Origin of the sequence: Pseudomonas sp. P7548, assembly GCF_013386585.1 — a bacterium.
Lineage (GTDB): Bacteria > Pseudomonadota > Gammaproteobacteria > Pseudomonadales > Pseudomonadaceae > Aquipseudomonas.
Map to the genome: position 1 here is coordinate 1 of NZ_JACARO010000022.1, position 19,109 is coordinate 19,109.

Annotated in this window: 14 protein-coding genes and 1 pseudogene; 5 read left to right on the plus strand and 10 right to left on the minus strand. The window is 61.1% G+C overall.

The annotated features are described in order from the left end of the window. Positions 1-422 (minus strand): annotated as a pseudogene (locus tag HX803_RS12015) (1-aminocyclopropane-1-carboxylate deaminase); the annotation flags it as partial. A gap of 57 nt (positions 423-479) precedes the next feature. Next, entirely contained in the window at positions 480-2,519 is a 2,040-nt protein-coding gene (locus HX803_RS12020) for an NADPH-dependent 2,4-dienoyl-CoA reductase (protein WP_178920823.1), read from the minus strand. 212 nt (positions 2,520-2,731) lie between these two features. Here HX803_RS12020 and HX803_RS12025 point away from each other — a divergent pair, with 212 nt between their 5' ends. Both HX803_RS12025 and HX803_RS12030 read left to right on the plus strand, forming a co-directional pair. Further along, complete coding sequence (locus HX803_RS12025) at positions 2,732-3,862, plus strand: carbon-nitrogen hydrolase family protein (protein WP_178920825.1); 1,131 nt, start codon at positions 2,732-2,734, stop codon at positions 3,860-3,862. A 4-nt stretch (positions 3,863-3,866) separates the two neighbouring features. After that, positions 3,867-4,901 (plus strand): AraC family transcriptional regulator, encoded by a 1,035-nt coding sequence (locus HX803_RS12030; protein ID WP_178920827.1) that lies wholly within the window; start codon positions 3,867-3,869, stop codon positions 4,899-4,901. Between the two features lie 8 nt (positions 4,902-4,909). On the opposite strand, the gene HX803_RS12035 is transcribed toward HX803_RS12030, so the two are convergent. Then, positions 4,910-5,089, minus strand: coding sequence for a hypothetical protein (locus tag HX803_RS12035; protein ID WP_176998793.1), 180 nt, complete (start codon positions 5,087-5,089; stop codon positions 4,910-4,912). A 144-nt stretch (positions 5,090-5,233) separates the two neighbouring features. Between HX803_RS12035 and HX803_RS12040 the strand changes: the two genes are divergently transcribed. Further along, positions 5,234-6,238: a pyruvate dehydrogenase gene (locus HX803_RS12040; protein ID WP_178920829.1), complete on the plus strand. Its 1,005-nt coding sequence runs from the start codon at positions 5,234-5,236 to the stop codon at positions 6,236-6,238. A 62-nt stretch (positions 6,239-6,300) separates the two neighbouring features. On the opposite strand, the gene HX803_RS12045 is transcribed toward HX803_RS12040, so the two are convergent. Then, positions 6,301-6,771 (minus strand): MarR family winged helix-turn-helix transcriptional regulator, encoded by a 471-nt coding sequence (locus tag HX803_RS12045; RefSeq protein ID WP_178920831.1) that lies wholly within the window; start codon positions 6,769-6,771, stop codon positions 6,301-6,303. A gap of 145 nt (positions 6,772-6,916) precedes the next feature. Here HX803_RS12045 and aceE point away from each other — a divergent pair, with 145 nt between their 5' ends. Next, positions 6,917-9,577, plus strand: coding sequence for a pyruvate dehydrogenase (acetyl-transferring), homodimeric type (gene aceE / locus HX803_RS12050; protein WP_178920833.1), 2,661 nt, complete (start codon positions 6,917-6,919; stop codon positions 9,575-9,577). Between the two features lies 1 nt (position 9,578). On the opposite strand, the gene HX803_RS12055 is transcribed toward aceE, so the two are convergent. After that, the gene (locus HX803_RS12055; RefSeq protein WP_178920835.1) at positions 9,579-10,376 is read right to left on the minus strand and encodes a DUF2242 domain-containing protein; all 798 of its coding nucleotides are present in this window, start codon (positions 10,374-10,376) and stop codon (positions 9,579-9,581) included. A gap of 89 nt (positions 10,377-10,465) precedes the next feature. Continuing rightward, a complete protein-coding gene (locus HX803_RS12060) occupies positions 10,466-11,365 on the minus strand; it encodes a LysR substrate-binding domain-containing protein (RefSeq protein ID WP_178920837.1) in 900 nt (299 codons plus the stop codon). Between the two features lie 118 nt (positions 11,366-11,483). Here HX803_RS12060 and HX803_RS12065 point away from each other — a divergent pair, with 118 nt between their 5' ends. Beyond that, on the plus strand, positions 11,484-12,659 hold the full coding sequence (locus tag HX803_RS12065; protein ID WP_178920839.1) for an MFS transporter: 1,176 nt from the start codon (positions 11,484-11,486) through the stop codon (positions 12,657-12,659). A 48-nt stretch (positions 12,660-12,707) separates the two neighbouring features. Here the strand turns inward: HX803_RS12065 and HX803_RS12070 are convergent, their stop codons facing one another. The 4 genes from HX803_RS12070 to clpX all read right to left on the minus strand — a co-directional run bounded on the left by HX803_RS12070 (position 12,708) and on the right by clpX (position 19,090). Continuing rightward, positions 12,708-14,582 carry a SurA N-terminal domain-containing protein gene (locus tag HX803_RS12070; protein WP_178920841.1) on the minus strand — a complete coding sequence of 625 codons (1,875 nt, stop codon included), beginning with the start codon at positions 14,580-14,582 and terminating at the stop codon, positions 12,708-12,710. Positions 14,583-14,813: 231 nt separating this feature from the next. Then, entirely contained in the window at positions 14,814-15,086 is a 273-nt protein-coding gene (locus HX803_RS12075) for an HU family DNA-binding protein (protein WP_003174819.1), read from the minus strand. A gap of 148 nt (positions 15,087-15,234) precedes the next feature. Next, positions 15,235-17,631, minus strand: coding sequence for an endopeptidase La (lon, locus tag HX803_RS12080; protein ID WP_178920843.1), 2,397 nt, complete (start codon positions 17,629-17,631; stop codon positions 15,235-15,237). Positions 17,632-17,806: 175 nt separating this feature from the next. Next, positions 17,807-19,090, minus strand: coding sequence for an ATP-dependent Clp protease ATP-binding subunit ClpX (clpX, locus tag HX803_RS12085; protein WP_010209414.1), 1,284 nt, complete (start codon positions 19,088-19,090; stop codon positions 17,807-17,809). Between the last annotated feature and the right edge of the window lie 19 nt (positions 19,091-19,109).

Genomic DNA, 19,109 nt, shown 5'->3' on the forward strand with positions numbered 1-19,109 from the left:
CCCCCTTCGGGCACAGGATGAAAATCCGGATACTGCTCTCGCCAAGGAGCCCAGAAACCCGGCGCATGGCGCGCGCGATAGCCGCCATAACCGAGCCAATGCAGTTGCATGCCAAAGGCTTTCAGATCGAGAACGGTGGGGGTGTCTTGCGGGTGGCCGCGCAGCAGGCCGACAGTGGGAAACCCAAAGCGTTTCCCCGCTGCCGCCACGGCGTGCAGATGATTGGAGTAAGCGCCGCCCAAGCTGATAAGGCCGCTGGCGGCTTGCGCCTGGGCCAGGTGCCCGGTGAGCTTGAACCACTTGTTGCCGCTGATCAGCGGATCGATGCGGTCCAGGCGCAGCACCGCCAGCTCGACACCTCTGAGCCAGTCCAACTGCAAGGGCTCAAGCGGTGCCTGGGGAAGCCAATCGAACGGACCCATCGGGGAACATCTGCATGAAAAAAGGGGCAGTAGTTTAACACCACCCCTCTTCGGCTTTTACAGCTCGGCGGCGAGGCGCGAGCCCTGGTTGATGGCGCGCTTGGCGTCCAGCTCGGCGGCCACGTCGGCACCGCCGATCAGGTGCACGTTCTGGCCGGCGGCAACCAGGCCATCCTGCAGTTCGCGCAGCGGGTCCTGGCCGGCGCAGATGATGATGTTGTCCACCGCCAGCACCTGGGGCTCGCCTTCGGCGCCGATGCGGATATGCAGGCCTTCGTCGTCGATCTTCAGGTATTCGACGCTGTTGAGCATCTGCACCTGTTTGTTCTTGAGGCCGGTGCGGTGGATCCAGCCGGTGGTCTTGCCCAGGCCATCACCCACCTTGGAGGTCTTACGTTGCAGCAAGAACACCTCACGCGCCGGTGCGTGCGGCTGCGGCTTGATGCCGGCCACGCCGCCACGGGCCTGCAGTTGGGTGTCGATGCCCCACTCTTTCCAGAACGCGTCACGGTCCAGGCTGGTGGAGACGCCCTGGTGCACGAGGAACTCCGACACGTCAAAACCGATACCGCCAGCGCCGATCACGGCCACGCGCTTGCCCACGGGCTTGCGCTCCAGGATCACGTCCAGGTAGCTCAGCACCTTGGCGTTCTCGATACCCGGGATCGCCGGCGTTCGCGGGGCAATACCGGTGGCCAGGATGATTTCGTCATACCCACCGGCCGCCAATTGCTCCACATCCACGCGGGTGTTGAGGCACAGCTCGACATGGGTAGTCTGCAATTTGCGCTTGAAATACCGCAAGGTTTCAAAGAACTCCTCCTTGCCCGGCACGCGCTTGGCGATGTTGAACTGGCCGCCGATTTCGCTGGCCGAATCGAACAACGTCACCTGGTGACCGCGCTCCGCTGCCACCGTCGCCGCCGCCAGGCCCGCAGGCCCCGCACCGACCACCGCGATTTTCTTGATCTGCTTGACCGGCAGGTAGTTCAGCTCGGTCTCGTAGCACGCCCGAGGGTTGACCAGGCAGGTGGTCAGCTTGCCGCCGAAGGTGTGGTCCAGGCAGGCCTGGTTGCAGCCGATGCAGGTGTTGATTTCATCGGCACGCCCGGCCGCCGCCTTGTTGACGAACGCCGGGTCGGCGAGGAACGGCCGCGCCATGGACACCATGTCGGCGTCGCCCTCGGCGAGGATCTGCTCGGCGATTTCCGGGGTGTTGATACGGTTGGTGGTGATCAAAGGGATCTGCACCGCACCGCGCAACTTGGCGGTGACTTTGCTGAATGCGCCACGCGGCACCTTGGTGGCGATGGTCGGGATTCGCGCTTCGTGCCAGCCGATGCCGGTGTTGATGATCGTCGCGCCGGCGCCCTCGATGGCCTTGGCCAACTGCACGATCTCTTCCCAGGTGCTGCCACCCTCCACCAGGTCGAGCATCGACAGGCGGAAAATGATGATGAAATTCGGGCCCACGGCCTCGCGCACGCGGCGCACGATTTCCACCGCCAGGCGCATGCGATTTTCGTAGCTGCCGCCCCAACGGTCGGTGCGATGGTTGGTGTGGGCGGCGAGGAACTGGTTAATGAAATAGCCTTCGGAGCCCATGATTTCGACGCCGTCGTACTCGGCCACCTGGGCCAGCAACGAGCAGGTGACGAAATCCTGGATCTGCTTCTCGATGCCCTCCTCGTCCAGCTCCTTGGGCTTGAACGGGTTGATCGGCGCCTGGATCGCGCTGGGCGCCACCTGCTTGGGGCTGTAGGCATAACGGCCGGCGTGGAGGATCTGCATGCAGATCGTGCCGCCTGCCTCGTGCACGGCCTGGGTCACGATCTTGTGCTTCTGCGCTTCTGCGTCGGTGGTGAGCTTGGCCGCACCGGCGTACACCCCGCCCTCATCGTTCGGGCCAATGCCACCGGTGACCATCAGGCCGACTCCGCCACGGGCGCGCTCGGCAAAGTAGGCGGCCATGCGTTCGAAACCACCGGGTTTTTCTTCCAGGCCGGTGTGCATCGAGCCCATCAGGGTACGGTTGCGCAGGGTGGTGAAACCCAGGTCCAACGGGGCCAGCAGGTGCGGATAGGCAGCAGCGGTCATGGTCAAGCTCCACAACGGATCATCACGGGACGTGACAGGCTCGAATGGCCTGCCATCGGTTTATGTCCCACAGACTAAGAGGCGCTGGACGACGGCTCAATGACTGAAACTGACAAGTTATTGATCCAAATGCACAGCGCCCCTTGGCAAGCCCTGCCATGGGCCCTACCCTAGTCGGCGAACCCTATACACGGTCTGTTGTCTGTTGCCCCATGCGTAAACTTCTTGCCTTCACCGTCACCATGGCCCTGGTTGCCGCCGTCGCCGCGTATCTGGTCTGGACCCAGGAGCGCCCCGTGGCGCATTACCTGTCGGACCTGCGCATTACCCTGGCCGTGAATGAAGGCCTACCGGCCGATCGGGGCAACTTGCTGGGCATCCAGCCGGAGCTGTTCCCGGCCGACTACCAGAGCCTTGAACGCTTGCACCTGAAGCTCGCGGCTTATCTGCAAAAGGCCCGGGACCAGGGGCTGATCAATCAGAAAACCATCGTGGTGCTGCCCGAGCACATCGGCACCTGGCTGATGCTCAGCGGCGAGAAAAACGAGCTGTACCAGGCCACCCACCTTAAAGATGCAATGAACTGGCTGTCGGCCAGCAACCCGTTCCTGTTTGCCCGTGCCTGGATCGGCGCCACCGGCGATAACCGTACCGACGACGCCTACCTGCGCATGAAGGCCAAGGGCATGGCCCGCGACTACCAGGCGCTGTTCGGCGGCCTGGCCAAGGAATTTGGCGTGACCCTGGTGGCCGGCTCCATCGCTTTGCCCAACCCAAGTGTTCAAGACGGCCAACTGCATGTGGGCCATGGCGCGCTGTACAACGCCAGCCTGGTGTTCGGTACCGACGGCCTGCCCGTTGGCCAGCCGCAGCGCCAGCTCTACCCGATCTACGACGAGCGCGGGTTTATCGAACCGGGTGATGAAAACATCGTCAGCGTGGTCGATACGCCGGCCGGTCGCCTGGGCGTGCTGATTGGCAGCGACAGCTGGTATCCGGACAACTACCGCAAGCTCAACGAGCAAGGCGCGCAATTGGTGGCAGTGCCGGCGTTCGTCACCGGCCGCGACACCTGGGACCGCCCGTGGCGCGGCTTCAAGAGTGTCTCGACCCCCACCGAAATCAGCCTCAAGCCCGAGGAACTCAGCGAAGGCGAAGCCTGGCGCCGCCTGACCCTGATCAGCCAACAGCCGGTCAGCCAAGCCACCGCCGGCATGAGCGTGTTCCTGCGCGGACAATTCTGGGACCTGGGCACCGCCGGCCACAGCTTCCTGAGCAGCAACGGGCAAGTCACCGCCGACAGCGGCACCCGTGGCGCACGCTTGCTGAATATCTGGTTGTGACACCGTGAAGCCCGTACGCCTGGGGGATCTGTCGGTCGGCTTCGTGCAGGCCCTGGCCGATGCCGTCCACAGCCATGGCCTGGACCCACAACCGCTGCTGCTGCAATACGGCCTCGACCCGGCGCGCCTCGCCGAAGCCGGCGCGCGTTTGTCGATCCCGCGCTACATGCGCCTGGGCCATGCGGCCATCCAGCTCACCGGCGCTCCCAGCCTGGGTTTGCGCATGGGCCAGCTCAGCCGCCTGAGCCAGGCTGGCCTGGCGGGTGTAACGGCCGCCCAGGCGCCCAACGTGCGGGAGGCGGCACGTGCCCTGACCCGTTTCGAGGCGTTGTACGGCTCCAACTATCGCGGGCAATCGAGCTTTCATGAGGATGCCGAAGGCGCCTGGCTGCGCTTCTATTCCATCAGCCCCTACAACGCCTACAACCGCTTTGTGGTGGACTCGATCATCGCCGGCTGGCTAAACCAGTTGTCGAGCCTGGCCCAGCAGCCAGTGCAGGCACAGCGCATTGATATCGAGTTTGAAGCGCCAGACTACAGCGAAGACTACAGCGTGCTGGGCGATGGTCCGCTGCACTTCGGTGCCGAGGCCAACCAACTGCGCCTCAGCCAGCACACCCTGGCCATGCGCAACCCCCAGCACTGCCCCAGTACCTGGCAGATGCTGCTGCAATTATGTGAACGGGAATTGGAGCAGTTGACCCGCACCCGCAGCCTGCGCGAGCGCATTATCCGGTTGCTCGGGCCGATGCTCAATGGCGGCCGGGAACCCGACCTGGAAGAGGTGGCGGCACGCTTGAAGCTGCCAACCTGGACGCTGCGCCGCAAACTGGCCGAAGAAGGCACTCAGTTTCGCGCAATTCTCAACGATACCCGCCGCGACCTGGCCATGACCTACATTCGCGACACGGAACTGGCGTTCGGCGAGATCGCCTACTTGCTCGGCTTTGCCTCGGCCCAGGCGTTTCAACGGGCGTTCAGGCGGTGGAACAACCAGACCCCAGGGGAATTTCGCCGCAGTCAGCGGCATTCCGCCTGAAGTCGGTCTTACAGCTCGGTGGCGTCGTCGGCTGGATCCAGTGGATCCATTTCAAACGCGTGGTACTCCAGCAGCTCTTCTTGGTAATCGTCCATGGTGGACTCCTTTTCAGGTTGAAAGCGGTTGCAGATAAATGACCTGCAAACCCAGCCTAAAGTGCCGTGATGACGAAAAAATGTCGACGCCATGACGTTCCTGCACTTCAAGAATAAACGTAGCAGCGTTGGGATGATTTAGCACTCGCGATTTGAGGCGCTATTGCAATCATTGCAATTGCAATCGTATGAGTTTTTCCTTTAGGGTATGAGCATCCACCATCAGGGGCTCGACCCATGCCCGCTTCAACCGCGCTTTCGGCGCTGCTCTGCATCGATGCATTGAATGCTGCCGGGCAGCCGCGCAACTCACCGCTGTCTACCGTCATGGCCATGGCCAATACGTTGGAGTCCAGCCGTCATGCCTGGGTGATTCGCGGCCAGTCACACTCACGCCGTGCGAACAGTTGGCCGGTTTGGTTCGGGCGCAACACCGCGGAAAAACCGCTGTTGTACCTGCACAGTGCCGCGTCTTCTGCGCAGTTGTGCGCACTCTCGGACCAGACGGCGCGGCGTGGCATCCTGTGCAATAGCATCGAGAACCAACTCTCAACCTGGCCCAAAGGCGCACAACCTTCACTGCCGTTGTGGCTCTCTACCCATCCCCATTGCACCCCGTATGACCCGGCTTGCGCAGAAGAAGCCCGCGCGATTGTGCTGGAAGGGCTGCGCCGGCTGTATGTCGACGGCATGCCCGGTTTTTATTACCTGGCGCTGCATGACCATGAGTACTCCATGCCGCTCACTGCCCGGCAGCGCAAGGGCGCACTCAAGGGGATGTACCGGATCACGCCTGACGGCCCGGCTGAGGTGCGACTGCTCGGCGCCGGCCGGGCGCTGGAAGCGGTGATGCACGCTGCGCAATTGCTCAAACAGGATTGGAATATTTCGGCGCAGGTGTGGAGTTGCCCCAGCTATACCCGCCTGGCCCGCGAAGCGGCGGCGGCCGAGCGGTGGAACCGCTTGCATCCTACAGCGCCCAGGCAGGGCTGCCATTTGCGCGATTGCCTTGGTGACAGCCAGGGTCCAGTGATAGCCGTGACCGGCTACCCGCAGGCGATTGTCGATCAGTTGGCCGGGTATGTGGATGCCCGGTTTGTCGCGCTGGGCGCGGGGACGGTACAGGTGTCGGCGCCGAGCCGGTATTGGATCGTGGTGTCGGCGCTTCGGGCGCTGGCGAATGAAGGGTGCATTGATCTTCAGCAGGTGGAAACAGCGATGGCCCGGTATCCCCTCGAATGAACTGGAATGCGGTTAATTGTGGGAGCTGGCTTGCCTGCTCCCACAGTGGATCTCCACCGGGGTCAGGATTTGCGCCGGGTCCTGGGCTGCACACCTGCCTCCATCGCCAACCCCGCCGTGCGCTCCAGGGTGTCGGCAAACAGCTGGCGCTGCTCCGGCTCGATCTGCGAGAGAAACAGCTCATCCACGGTGCTTTCGTAGATCTTCCACATCTTTTTACGCAACACCCGGCCAGCGTCGGTGATCGAGGCAAACGCCGCACGGCCATCACCCTCGGAACGTGAACGCACCACCAGGCCGTCCTTTTCCAGGCGGTCTACCAGCCGGGTCAGGTTATAGCGCTCGATCGCCAGCACATCGGCCAATTCGTGCATGCGGCGGGTGCCGTCGGGGCCGCTTTCCAGGCCCCACAAGGCGTCATACCAGGCATAGGGCGGCAGGCCAGCCTCGGCCAGGCGGCGTTCGATCTCACGGATGACCGTCCTGTGGGCCCTGACAAAACGAAACCAGACATCAGGCTCTTTCGACGACATGCAACACCATCCGGGGGTTTTCAAGAAGGTTGCAATAGTACCTCATCCCGCGCTAGATTCCGGCATGTAGTTGCAATTGCAATTACTTTTGCAGCACTCCCACAAAGAGCCTGCCGCTTGAAATCTGCCTACCCTGGAGCCGCACATGACCACGAATCACGCAGTAAGACCGGACAACGATCCACAGGAAACCCGCGAATGGCTGGAGTCCATCGAATCGGTGCTGTCCACCGAAGGCCGCCCGCGTGCGCACTACCTGATTGATCAGTTGCTGGATTTCGACGTAGCGCGGCATGGCGACTTCCACGGGCGGGTGACCACGCCCTACGTCAACACCATCGCGCTCGAACGCCAACTGCCCTACCCCGGCAACCTGGCCATCGAGCGCCGTACCAACGCGTTTATCCGCTGGAACGCCATGGCCATGGTGTTGCGCGCTGGCAAACACTCAGGCGTGGGTGGGCATATCGCGACCTACGCGTCAGCCGCCGTGCTGTACGACGTAGGCTTTGACCATTTCTTCCGTGGCCGCACCGACACGTTCGACGGCGACCTGGTGTATATCCAGGGCCACTCCTCCCCAGGCATTTACGGACGCGCGTACCTTGAGGGGCGCATCAGCGAGGCACAGCTGGATAACTTCCGCCGCGAAGCCGGTGGCGAGGGCTTGTCGTCCTACCCTCACCCTCGGCTGATGCCGGACTTCTGGCAGTTCCCCACCGTGTCCATGGGCCTGGGGCCGATCACTGCGGCGTACCAGGCGCGCTTCATGCGCTACCTGGAACTGCGTGCGCTCAAGCCGCACCAGGGCCGCAAGGTGTGGGCCTTCCTCGGTGACGGCGAAATGGACCAGCCGGAATCCCTGGCCGCCATCTCCCTGGCCGGGCGCGAGAAACTCGACAACCTGATCTTCGTGGTCAACTGCAACCTGCAACGCCTGGACGGCCCCGTGCGCGGCAATGCCAAGGTGATCCAGGAGTTCGAAAGCCTGTACCGCGCCGCCGGCTGGAATGTGATCAAGGTGATCTGGGGCGGCGGCTGGGATGCGCTGCTGGAAAAGGACAAGAGCGGCCTGCTGCGCCAACGCATGATGGAATGCGTCGACGGCGACTATCAGAACTACAAGTCGCAGAACGGCGCTTATGTGCGCGAACATTTCTTCGGCAAATACCCCGAGTTGCTGGCACTGGTCGCCGATATGTCCGACGACGATATCTGGAAGCTCTCACGGGGCGGGCATGACCCGGACAAGGTCTACAACGCCTACGCGGCTGCCATGCGCCACAAAGGCCAGCCGACGGTGATCCTGGCGAAAACGGTCAAGGGCTTCGGCATGGGCGAAGCCGGCGAAGGCCAGAACATCAACCACCAGCTCAAGAAGATGGGCGCCGACGCCGTCAGGGCCTTTCGCGACCGCTTCGACCTGGACGTGGCGGACGACCAGCTCGACCAGATCCCCTACCTCAAGCCAGCGCCCGACAGCGAAGAAGCGCGCTACTTCGCGGCACGCCGCCAGGCGTTGGGTGGCTACGTACCGGCGCGTCATAGCGCCGTCGAGCCGTTGCAGATTCCCGAACTGAGCGCGTTCACCACCCAACTCAAGGACACCGGCGAACGCGCGATCTCCACCACCATGGCGTTTGTGCGCATCCTCGGCACCCTGCTCAAAGACCCCAGCCTGGGCAAGCTGATCGTGCCCATCGTGCCGGATGAATCGCGTACCTTCGGCATGGAAAGCCTGTTCCGCCAGATCGGCATCCATTCTGCCGTCGGCCAGCTCTACACCCCACAAGACGCCGGGCAACTGAGCTACTACAAAGAGAGCAAAGACGGGCAGATCATGCAGGAAGGCCTGAACGAGTCCGGCGCCATTTCCTCGTGGATCGCAGCGAGTACGTCCTACAGCAACCACGGCCTGATGACCGTGCCGTTCTACATTTTCTATTCGATGTTCGGCTTCCAGCGTGTCGGCGACCTGGCCTGGGCGGCCGGTGACGCACGGGCCCGTGGCTTCCTGCTGGGGGCCACGGCCGGGCGTACCACGCTGATGGGCGAAGGCTTGCAGCATGACGACGGCCACAGCCATATCCTGTCGTCGGTGATTCCGTGCTGCGTGTCCTATGACCCGACCTATGCCTACGAGCTGGCGGTGATCATTCGCGAAGGCATGCGGCGCATGTACGTCGAACAGGAGGACATTTACTACTACATCACCCTGCTCAACGAGAACTACCCACACCCGGCCATGCCCGAAGGTGTCGAGGAAGGCATCCTCAAGGGTATGTACAGGCTGACAGCCAGCCAACAGCCACAGGTGCAGTTGATGGGCAGCGGCTCGATTCTGCGGGAGGTGATCGCCGCCGCCGAATTGCTCGAAAAGGATTTTGCCGTACGCAGCAATGTGTGGAGCGTGACCAGCCTTACCGAGTTACGCCGTGACGGGCACCAGGTGGAACGTTGGAACCTGCTGCACCCGCACAGCGAGCCGCGTGCGAGTTACGTGGAGCAGTGCCTGGCCGGCCAGCCTGGGCCGGTGGTGGTGGCGACGGACTACATGAAGCTGTTCGTCGACCAGATTCGCCCCTTCGTCAACGGCCGCCGATTTGTGGCGCTGGGCACCGACGGTTTCGGGCAATCAGACACCCGGGAAACCTTGCGCGCGTTCTTTGAAGTGGACCGGCACTTCATCGTGCTGGCGGCGCTGAAGGCCCTGGCGGATGACGGCGTGATTGGCCGGGATAAGGTGGGTGAAGCCATCAGCCGCTACGGGATCGACGTCGACAAGGCCGACCCCGTAGCGGTCTGAGTCACTGCCCAGGCGTTGGCAGGGGCGGAATCGCTTCTGTCGGCGCCGGCAGGCTTGGATTGGTCGGCGCGGGTGCCGGAGCAGGCTCCTCGTGAGGCACCACGGGTGCCGGCTCGGCAGGCGGCACCACGGGCTCGGACGCAGCAGGAGCAGCCGGTGCGGCGGGTTCTTCCTTCGGCGCCTCGACCTTCTCGGCAACTGGAGCAGCCTTGGGTTCCGGCACGCCCAGGTCGGCCTTGGGCTTCTCGGGAATATGTTCGGCCTGCTTCACTTCCTGCGGCAGGAACACATCCACCAGGGCGAAGTAACGTTCGTAGAACTTCGGCGCGGAGACAGTCTCGCTCGCCACTTTCACCATCGAATCATCGGTGGAGCCGATCGGCATCGACACCGACCCCAACACGCCGACGCCCAGGCTCGCGGAGTTGTTGACCTTCTTCAGGGCATAACGGTCCTGCAGGGCGTTGGCAAACATCGTCGAGTGATTGTTGCCCTTGCCATCATTGGCGCACACCACGTTGAAACTGATCTGCAGGTGGGTTTCGCCGGTCTGCTGGAAGCTCTTGTTACCCACCACCAACTTCGGATCGCTGCTGGTGATGATGTAACCCTGGCTCAACAGCGCACGACGCGCCGCCTCACAGGCAGCCGCATCGCTGACCGGGTAATCACGGGAGAACGTGCCGGAGTCGTCGAAATTCTCATGTTCATAAATAGCGGTCTTGGGTGACGAGCAGCCCGCGGCGCCCGCCAGCACCAGCGCCAACCCGAGGTTACGCAAGTGAAATGATGTCGACATCGAAAATCCTGAGAAAAACAGTCCGGCCGGTATTGTGCAACAGAACGAGGCCTTGGCGCGCGGATTCCTGTCGGTAAAACGTCACAGACCTACGCACCGGTGCCTGCAGGAAATAACCCTGCGCACATATGCTCAATAAACACGCGCAGTTTGACCGAGGCATGACGGCTGGAGGGCCAGAGCATCCAGAAGCTGCCGCGATGTTCCAGGTAATCGTCCAGTACCCGCTGCAGGCGCCCCTCCGCCACGGCTTGCTTGACCATATAGTCCGGCAGGCAGGCGATGCCCAAGCCTTCGTGTACTACATGGTTGAGTGACTCGACGGTGGTACTGACCAACGGCGCGCGCAACACCGGCTCTGCGGCGCCAGGCTCGAGGCGCAAGGGCCAGGGCTCCAGTTTGCCGGTCGCGCAGAACTTGTGGCGCAGGCAGGCATGGCTGTTCAAATCCTGGGGCTGCTGCGGCATGCCGTGCTCACGAAAGTAGGCCGGGGTGCCCACCAGCACCAATTGATAGTGCCCCAGGTGACGGGCCATCAGTCGGGAGTCTTCGGGCTTGCCGGTGCGAATCACCGCATCGAACCCTTCTTCGATCACGTCCACCATGCGGTCAGAGAAATCCACATCCAGTTCGATCTGCGGATAGGCGCGCATGAAATCGCTGAGTACCGGCATCAACAGGCCGCGCACTTGCGGCACGCTGATGCGCAATTTGCCGCGGGGTGTGGCGCTGGCCTCCGTGAGCTCACGCTCGGCAGCCTCGACCTCTGCCAGGATGCGCCGCGAGCGCTCCAGGAACAACGCGCCCTCCCCGGTCAGGGTGATGCTGCGCGTGCTGCGATGAAACAAACGCACACCCAAGCGTTCTTCCATACGCGCGATGGTTTTGCCGATGGCCGAGGACGACACACCCAGCACACGCCCGGCGACGGTAAAACTGCGAGTCTCGGCCACCTGCACGAAGACCGAAAGGCTGCCCAGACTGTCCATGACAGGGTCCTTATTGATTGCGGACATCGGCGTCCGATAAGTTCGGAACCTTAGCCTGTTTTTCCGTTGACCACAGCCCCCTACTCTGCCGCCTTGCCTTTTGCTTGGATAGAGCGCGATGACCTCACTGACCGAATCTCCCGTGACCACCCAGCGGGACACGTTGCCATTGGGCGGCCTGCTCGCCCTGGCGAGCGCCGGGTTTATCACCATCCTCACCGAAGCCATGCCTGCAGGGCTGCTGCCGCAGATGGGCGACGGCCTCGGCGTGTCGCCCGCGCTGGTCGGCCAACTGGTCACCCTGTATGCCCTTGGATCACTGCTGGCGGCCATCCCGTTGACACTGCTGACCCGAAGCTGGCGACGCCGGCCGTTACTGCTGGTGGCCATCGGCGGCTTTGCATTGGTTAACAGCGTCACTGCGCTTTCCAGTCACTACGGGCTGACCCTGGTGGCGCGCTTCTTCGCGGGTGTGTTTGCCGGGCTGCTGTGGGCGCTGCTGGCCGGATATGCCAGCCGGATGGTGGCGCCCCACCTGCAAGGCCGCGCAATTGCGGTAGCGATGCTCGGCGCTCCGTTGGCGCTGTCGCTGGGGGTGCCCGCTGGCACCTTTCTCGGCGCGGCCGTGGGTTGGCGCTTGAGTTTTGCAATCATGACCGGGCTCACGCTACTGCTGCTGATCTGGGCGCGCCTGCAACTTCCGGACTTCGCCGGCGAACAGGCGGGTAAACGCCTGGGACTGCATCAGGTAGTGGCGTTGCCGGGTATTCGTCCGGTGTTGTGGGTGACCTTTACCTACGTGCTGGCGCACAACATTCTCTACACCTACATCGCCCCGCTGCTGGTGCCTGCGGGCATTGCCGCCGATGTCGACCGGGTGCTGCTGGTGTTCGGCCTCGCCGCGTTGTTAAGCATCTGGCTGGCCGGTGTGTTGATTGATCGATGGCTGCGCACGCTGCTGTTGATCAGTTGCACACTGTTTGGCCTGATCGCCTTGGCGCTGGCGTTCTGGATCAAGCAGCCGGTGATCATCTACCTCGCCGTGGCGCTGTGGGGCCTGGCATTCGGCGGGCTGCCGGCCCTGCTGCAAACGGCACTGGCCAAATCGGCCGGCGAGTCGGCGGATGCCGCGCAATCGATGCTGGTGACCGTGTGGAACCTGGGCATTGCAGGTGGCGGGTTGGCGGGCGGTGTGTTGCTGCAGGGCTGGGGCGTCTCGGCCTTTGCCTGGGCGGTGGTGTTGCTGATGTTATTGGCCTTTGCAGGCGCGCTGAAGACCGCGCGACGCCCATAAAAAAGCCCCCGGTCTTTTCAGGCCGGGGGCTTCTTGTTCAGGCGTGCATCAGAACTTCTTGATGTCAGCCTTGGCTTCCAACTGCTTGCGGTACGCCGCGAAGTCTTGCTGGCCAATACGGGAGGCGAGGAAGCGGCGGTATTGCGCTTTCTCTTCGTCCGTAGGAGCAGCCGCTTCGTTGACGCCGTTCAAGCGTACGATCACCAGGCTACCGTCAGCCAGGGTCACGGTGGTGAAGGTCGGCTTGTCCTTGGCCGCAGGCTTGGGCATGCGGAACAGGGCTTGCAGCACGGCCGGGTCAATCGCTTCCTGGTTGCGGGTAGCCGCTTCGGTAACCTTCCAGGCCTGGCCGTCGATCGGCTGGTTCAGCGGGGTCTTGCCATCACGCAGGCTGGCGATCAACTCGTCAGCATGGGTCTTGGCCGCCGCGCTGGCGCGCTCCTTGGTCATCTGGGTGCGGATTGCCGCAGAGACGCTTTCCAGCGGCAGCTGCGTTGGCTTCAAGTGCTCTTTGGCACGCAGCACGATGATGGTTTCCGGGTCCAGCTCGATGGCCGAGCTGTTGGCACCTTCATCCAGCACTTCCGGGCTGAACGCTGCGGTCACCACGGCACGGTTGGCCGCAACACCTTCGCCACCTTCACGGCCGAATGGCGCGGAGGTGTGCACAGTCAGTTTCAGGTCAGCAGCGGGCTGCGCCAGGTCGGAGGCTTCGAATGCCGCGTCTTCCAATTGCTTGGTCGCTTCGACATAACGCTGTTCAACCTGTTGGGTCTTGAGCTCGCGGGTCAGCTTGTCTTTCAGGCTGGCGAACGTTGGCACTTGCGGTGCCTCAACGCCGAGCAACTTGATCAGGTGCCAGCCGAACGAGGTGCGTACCGGTGCCGATACCTGGTCCTTGTTCAAGGCATACAGGGCAGTTTCGAAGTCCGGGTCGTAGACGCCAGGGCCGGCAAAACCGAGGTCACCGCCATTGTTGGCCGAACCCGGGTCCTGGGAGAATTCCTTGGCCAGGGCTTCGAACTTCTCACCCTTGGCCAGGCGTGCCTGGATCTCTTCGATCTTGGCCTTGGCTTGCGCCTCGGTGACCTTGTCGTTGACTTCAATCAGGATGTGCGCGGCACGACGCTGTTCAGCGAGGTTGGCGGTTTCTTTCTGATAGGCCGCTTGCAGTTCATCGTCCTTGACGGTGACCTGGTCGAAGAAGGAAGACTTCTTCAGCTCCAGATAGTCGATGACCACCTGGTCCGGGGTCATAAACTCTTTGGCGTGCTGGTCGTAGTAAGCCTTGACCTCATCGTCGGTGAGTTTCACCGCGGCAGGGTTGGCCTTGAGATTGACGGTAGCGAAATCGCGGGTCTGTTTTTCCAGACGGGCGAATGCAAGCACTTCGGCGTCAGTCACAAAACCACTGCCGGCGATGCCTGCGCGAACCTGGCCGATCAGCATTTCCTGGGTCATCATCTGACGGAACTGCATACGGCTGTAACCCAGCTGACGGATCACCTGGTCAAAGCGTTCGGCGTTGAACTTGCCGTCCACCTGGAATTCCGGAGTCTGCAGGATCACCTGGTCCAGTGCCGCTTCAGAGAAGCCGAACTTGGAATCCGCCGCGCCTTGCAGCAACAGTTTGCGATCGATCAGGCCCTTGAGGGCCGCGTCGCGCAGCAACTTTTCGTCCAGCAGGGAGGCATCGAAATCCTTGCCCAGCTGTTGCATCAGCTGACGGCGTTGCATATCGACAGCGTTGCTCAGTTCGGTCTGGGTGATCTCTTCACCGTTGACCTTGGCCACGTCCTGCTTGTTGTTGGTCGAAGCCTGGAAAATGGCCTCGATACCGGTAAACGCCATCAATGCGACGATGATCCCGATAATGGTCTTGGCAATCCAGCCTTGTGAATTGTCCCTGATATTCTGCAGCATGCGTCCCCCAGAAACGGTTGAACTTCAAAAATTAGGCAACCGTGGAGCGTGGGTAGAGTCCGGATAGAAGAAAGGCGCATCCGAGGATGCGCCTTCTCGTAACTGGCGGAGCGGACGGGGGTTTGAACCCACACCCCCGGCGTGGCGACCCGATGGATACTTGGGTCAGCTGCCGCTCCGCTGCCAGGCCGGACCTTCGTCCGACCCGGGTAGGTAAGGCTTGAGCGAAGCTTAGTTAACGGCTTCTTTCAGGGCTTTACCGGCTTTGAAACCTGGTTTCTTGGCAGCAGCGATTTGCAGTGCTTTGCCAGTCTGTGGGTTACGGCCAGTGCGAGCTGGGCGATCAGTCACAGAGAAAGTACCGAAGCCTACCAGTACCACGGAGTCGCCGGCCTTCAGAGCGCCAGTGACGGATTCGATTACTGCATCCAGCGCACGGCCAGCAGCAGCTTTCGGGATATCAGCGGATGCAGCGATAGCATCAATCAGTTCCGACTTGTTCACTCTAAGTCCCCTTATATATCTATTGAGTATGATTCTAAGTTTTTTGGTGAAAGCAAAAACCAGTGCTGAATGGCCTACAGACACTTAAGAGCCGCTTTATAACAAGGGCTCTAAAAAGCTGTCAAGGAAGCCACCAGGCTTAATCGCATTAATGCGTGCTAATTCTTTCCTTGGAATCAGACTCGCGTTTTTCGTCCTTTGTGACTATCTCCGGAGCCACATCCGGCAAGGGCTCCGGCGCGTATTGCAGCGCAATTTGCAGGACCTCGTCAATCCATTTAACCGGTTTAATCTGAAGATCCTGCTTGATGTTGTCAGGAATTTCCTTCAAGTCGCGAACATTCTCTTCCGGAATGATCACGGTCTTGATACCGCCCCGATGTGCAGCCAGCAATTTCTCTTTCAAACCACCGATCGCCAGTACCTGACCACGCAGGGTAATTTCACCCGTCATGGCCACGTCAGCGCGTACCGGAATGCCGGTCAATGCCGACACCAGGGCCGTGCACATGCCTACGCCAGCGCTAGGGCCGTCTTTCGGGGTAGCCCCTTCCGGCATGTGGATGTGAGTGTCGTGCTTCTCGTGGAAGTCCAGGGGGATCCCCAGGCTCTTCGCGCGGCTGCGCACCACGGTCTGCGCGGCGGTAATGGATTCGACCATCACATCACCCAGTGAACCGGTCTTGATCAGTTGGCCTTTGCCAGGGATCACTGCCGCTTCGATAGTCAGCAATTCGCCGCCCACCTGGGTCCACGCCAGGCCAGTGACCTGCCCTACCTGATCCTGCTGTTCGGCCAGGCCGTAGCGGAATTTGCGCACGCCAAGGAAGTGCTCCAGCGAGTCGGCTGTCACCTTCACCGAGAAGCGTTTTTCCAGTGCGTGTTCCTTGACCGCCTTGCGGCAGATTTTCGCGATCTGGCGCTCCAGGCCCCGTACACCGGCCTCACGGGTGTAGTAGCGCACGATGTCGCGAATGGTCTCGACCTCAAATTCGATCTCGCCCTTCTTCAGGCCATTGGCCGAAATCTGCTTGGGCGCGAGGTATTTGACGGCGATGTTGATCTTCTCGTCTTCGGTGTAACCCGGCAGACGAATCACCTCCATCCGGTCCAGCAGTGCTGGCGGAATGTTCATGGAGTTGGAGGTGCACAGGAACATCACGTCGGAAAGGTCGTAGTCGACTTCCAGGTAATGGTCGTTGAAATTGTGGTTCTGCTCAGGATCGAGCACTTCCAGCAACGCCGACGCTGGATCGCCACGCATGTCGCTGCCCATCTTGTCGATTTCATCGAGCAGGAACAGCGGGTTGCGCACGCCAACCTTTGTCATCTTTTGAATCAATCTTCCTGGCATCGAACCGATGTAAGTACGGCGATGACCACGAATTTCCGCTTCATCACGCACACCACCCAGGGCCATGCGCACGAATTTGCGGTTGGTGGCGTTGGCAATGGACTCGGCCAGGGAAGTTTTACCCACACCCGGCGGACCCACCAGGCACAATACCGGGCCACGAATCTTCTTCACGCGCTTTTGCACGGCGAGGTATTCGAGGATGCGTTCTTTGACTTCTTCAAGGCCGTAGTGATCGGCGTCGAGAATATCCTCGGCACGCGCCAGGTCCAGGCGCACCTTGGTCTGGGCCTTCCACGGCACCTGCACCAGCCAGTCGATGTAGGAGCGCACCACGGTGGCTTCGGCCGACATCGGCGACATTTGCTTGAGCTTATTCAGCTCGGCGGTGGCCTTGGTCAGGGCGTCTTTGGGCAGGCCCGCGGCATCGATGCGCTTTTTCAGCTCTTCGATTTCGTTGTGGCCTTCCTCGCTGTCGCCGAGTTCCTTCTGAATGGCCTTCATCTGCTCATTCAGGTAGTACTCGCGCTGGCTGCGTTCCATTTGTTTCTTGACGCGACCACGGATGCGCTTCTCAACCTGCAGCAGGTCGATTTCGGCATCCAGCAAGGCCAGCACGTGCTCGACACGGGCCGACAGGTCGATGATTTCGAGGATGTCTTGCTTCTGCTCGATCTTCAGCGCCATGTGCGCGGCCATGGTGTCGACCAGGCGGCTTGGTTCATCGATGCTGTTGAGGGAGGACAGGACTTCAGCCGGGACTTTCTTGCCCAACTGCACATACTGCTCGAACTGCGAGAGCAGGCTGCGAACAAACACTTCGGATTCGCGCTCAGGGGCTTCGACTTCGTCGATCAGCGCCACCTCGGCGCGCAGGTGGCCATCCACCTCCATGAAACGCTCCACGGCGCCCCGCTGCTCGCCTTCTACCAGCACCTTGACGGTGCCATCAGGCAGCTTGAGCAATTGCAGGACAGTGGCAATGGTGCCGACGCGATACAAGGCGTCTTCGCCTGGATCATCATCAGCAGGATTCTTCTGGGCCAACAGCAGGATCTGCTTGTCGCCCGTCATCGCGGCCTCGAGGGCTTCGATAGACTTCTCGCGCCCCACGAACAGCGGGATAACCATGTGCGGATAGACGACGACATCACGCAACGGCAGGAGAGGCAATTCGATGGTGGTCTTCATGATTTCGCCTCTATGACAGATGAAAAATAAGCTTGAAACCAAGATGGGGGCTGCATGCAAAAAAAACAAGCGCAATGCCAGCAGTTAAACGCATGAATCAACGCTAATTAAAAAACCGCCCCAAAAAACAAGGGGCCCCGAAAGGCCCCTTGCTTGCTCTGCGACTGCAAAACGCTTACGCGTCCGGTGCAGCCTTGGCAGCCGGCTCACTGTTTTCGTAGATATACAGTGGCTTGGACTTGCCTTCTATAACGCTTTCGTCGATCACCACTTTACTCACCTCGGACTGCGAGGGGATTTCGTACATGGTGTCGAGCAAAACGCCTTCGAGGATCGAACGCAGGCCACGTGCACCGGTCTTGCGCTCCAGCGCCCGCTTGGCCACGGACTTCAGGGCGTCGGTGCGGAACTCGAGGTCCACGCCTTCCATCTCGAACAGCTTGGCATATTGCTTGGTCAGGGCGTTTTTCGGCTCGGTGAGGATCTGGATCAAAGCCGCCTCATCCAATTCGTCCAACGTGGCCAGGACCGGCAGACGGCCAACGAATTCCGGGATCAGACCGAACTTGACCAGATCGTCAGGCTCGACTTCACGCAGGGACTCGCCCACCTTCTTGCCTTCTTCCTTGCTGCGCACTTCGGCACTGAAGCCGATGCCACCCCGGGTGGAGCGCTGCTGGATAACTTTTTCCAGACCCGAGAACGCACCGCCACAGATGAACAGGATGTTGCGTGTATCAACCTGAAGGAATTCCTGCTGCGGGTGCTTGCGGCCGCCTTGTGGCGGTACGGAAGCGACCGTGCCTTCGATCAGTTTCAACAGGGCTTGCTGCACGCCTTCACCGGAAACGTCCCGGGTGATCGACGGGTTGTCGGACTTGCGCGAGATCTTGTCGATTTCGTCGATGTAGACAATACCCATCTGGGCCTTCTCTACGTCGTAGTCGCACTTCTGCAGCAGCTTCTGAATGATGTTCTCGACGTCCTCACCCACGTAGCCAGCCTCGGTGAGGGTGGTGGCGTCGGCGATGGTAAACGGAACGTTCAGCAGGCGAGCGAGGGTTTCTGCAAGCAGGGTTTTACCCGAGCCTGTAGGACCGATCAGCAAGATGTTGCTCTTGCCGAGTTCAACTTCGTCGCCTTTCTTGTCACGCTGGTTCAGGCGCTTGTAGTGGTTGTACACCGCTACGGCCAGAACCTTCTTTGCACGCTCTTGACCAATGACATACTGGTCAAGGATGCCGCTGATTTCTTTAGGCGAAGGCAATTTATGCGCACTGCTCTCGGCCTGGGCTTCCTGCACCTCCTCACGGATGATGTCATTGCACAGGTCGACGCACTCGTCGCAGATAAACACCGAGGGGCCGGCAATCAATTTGCGTACTTCATGCTGGCTTTTGCCGCAGAAGGAGCAATAGAGCAGCTTGCCGTTGTCCTCGCCGTTGCGGGTGTCAGTCATTCGTTCGATCCAAATCCGA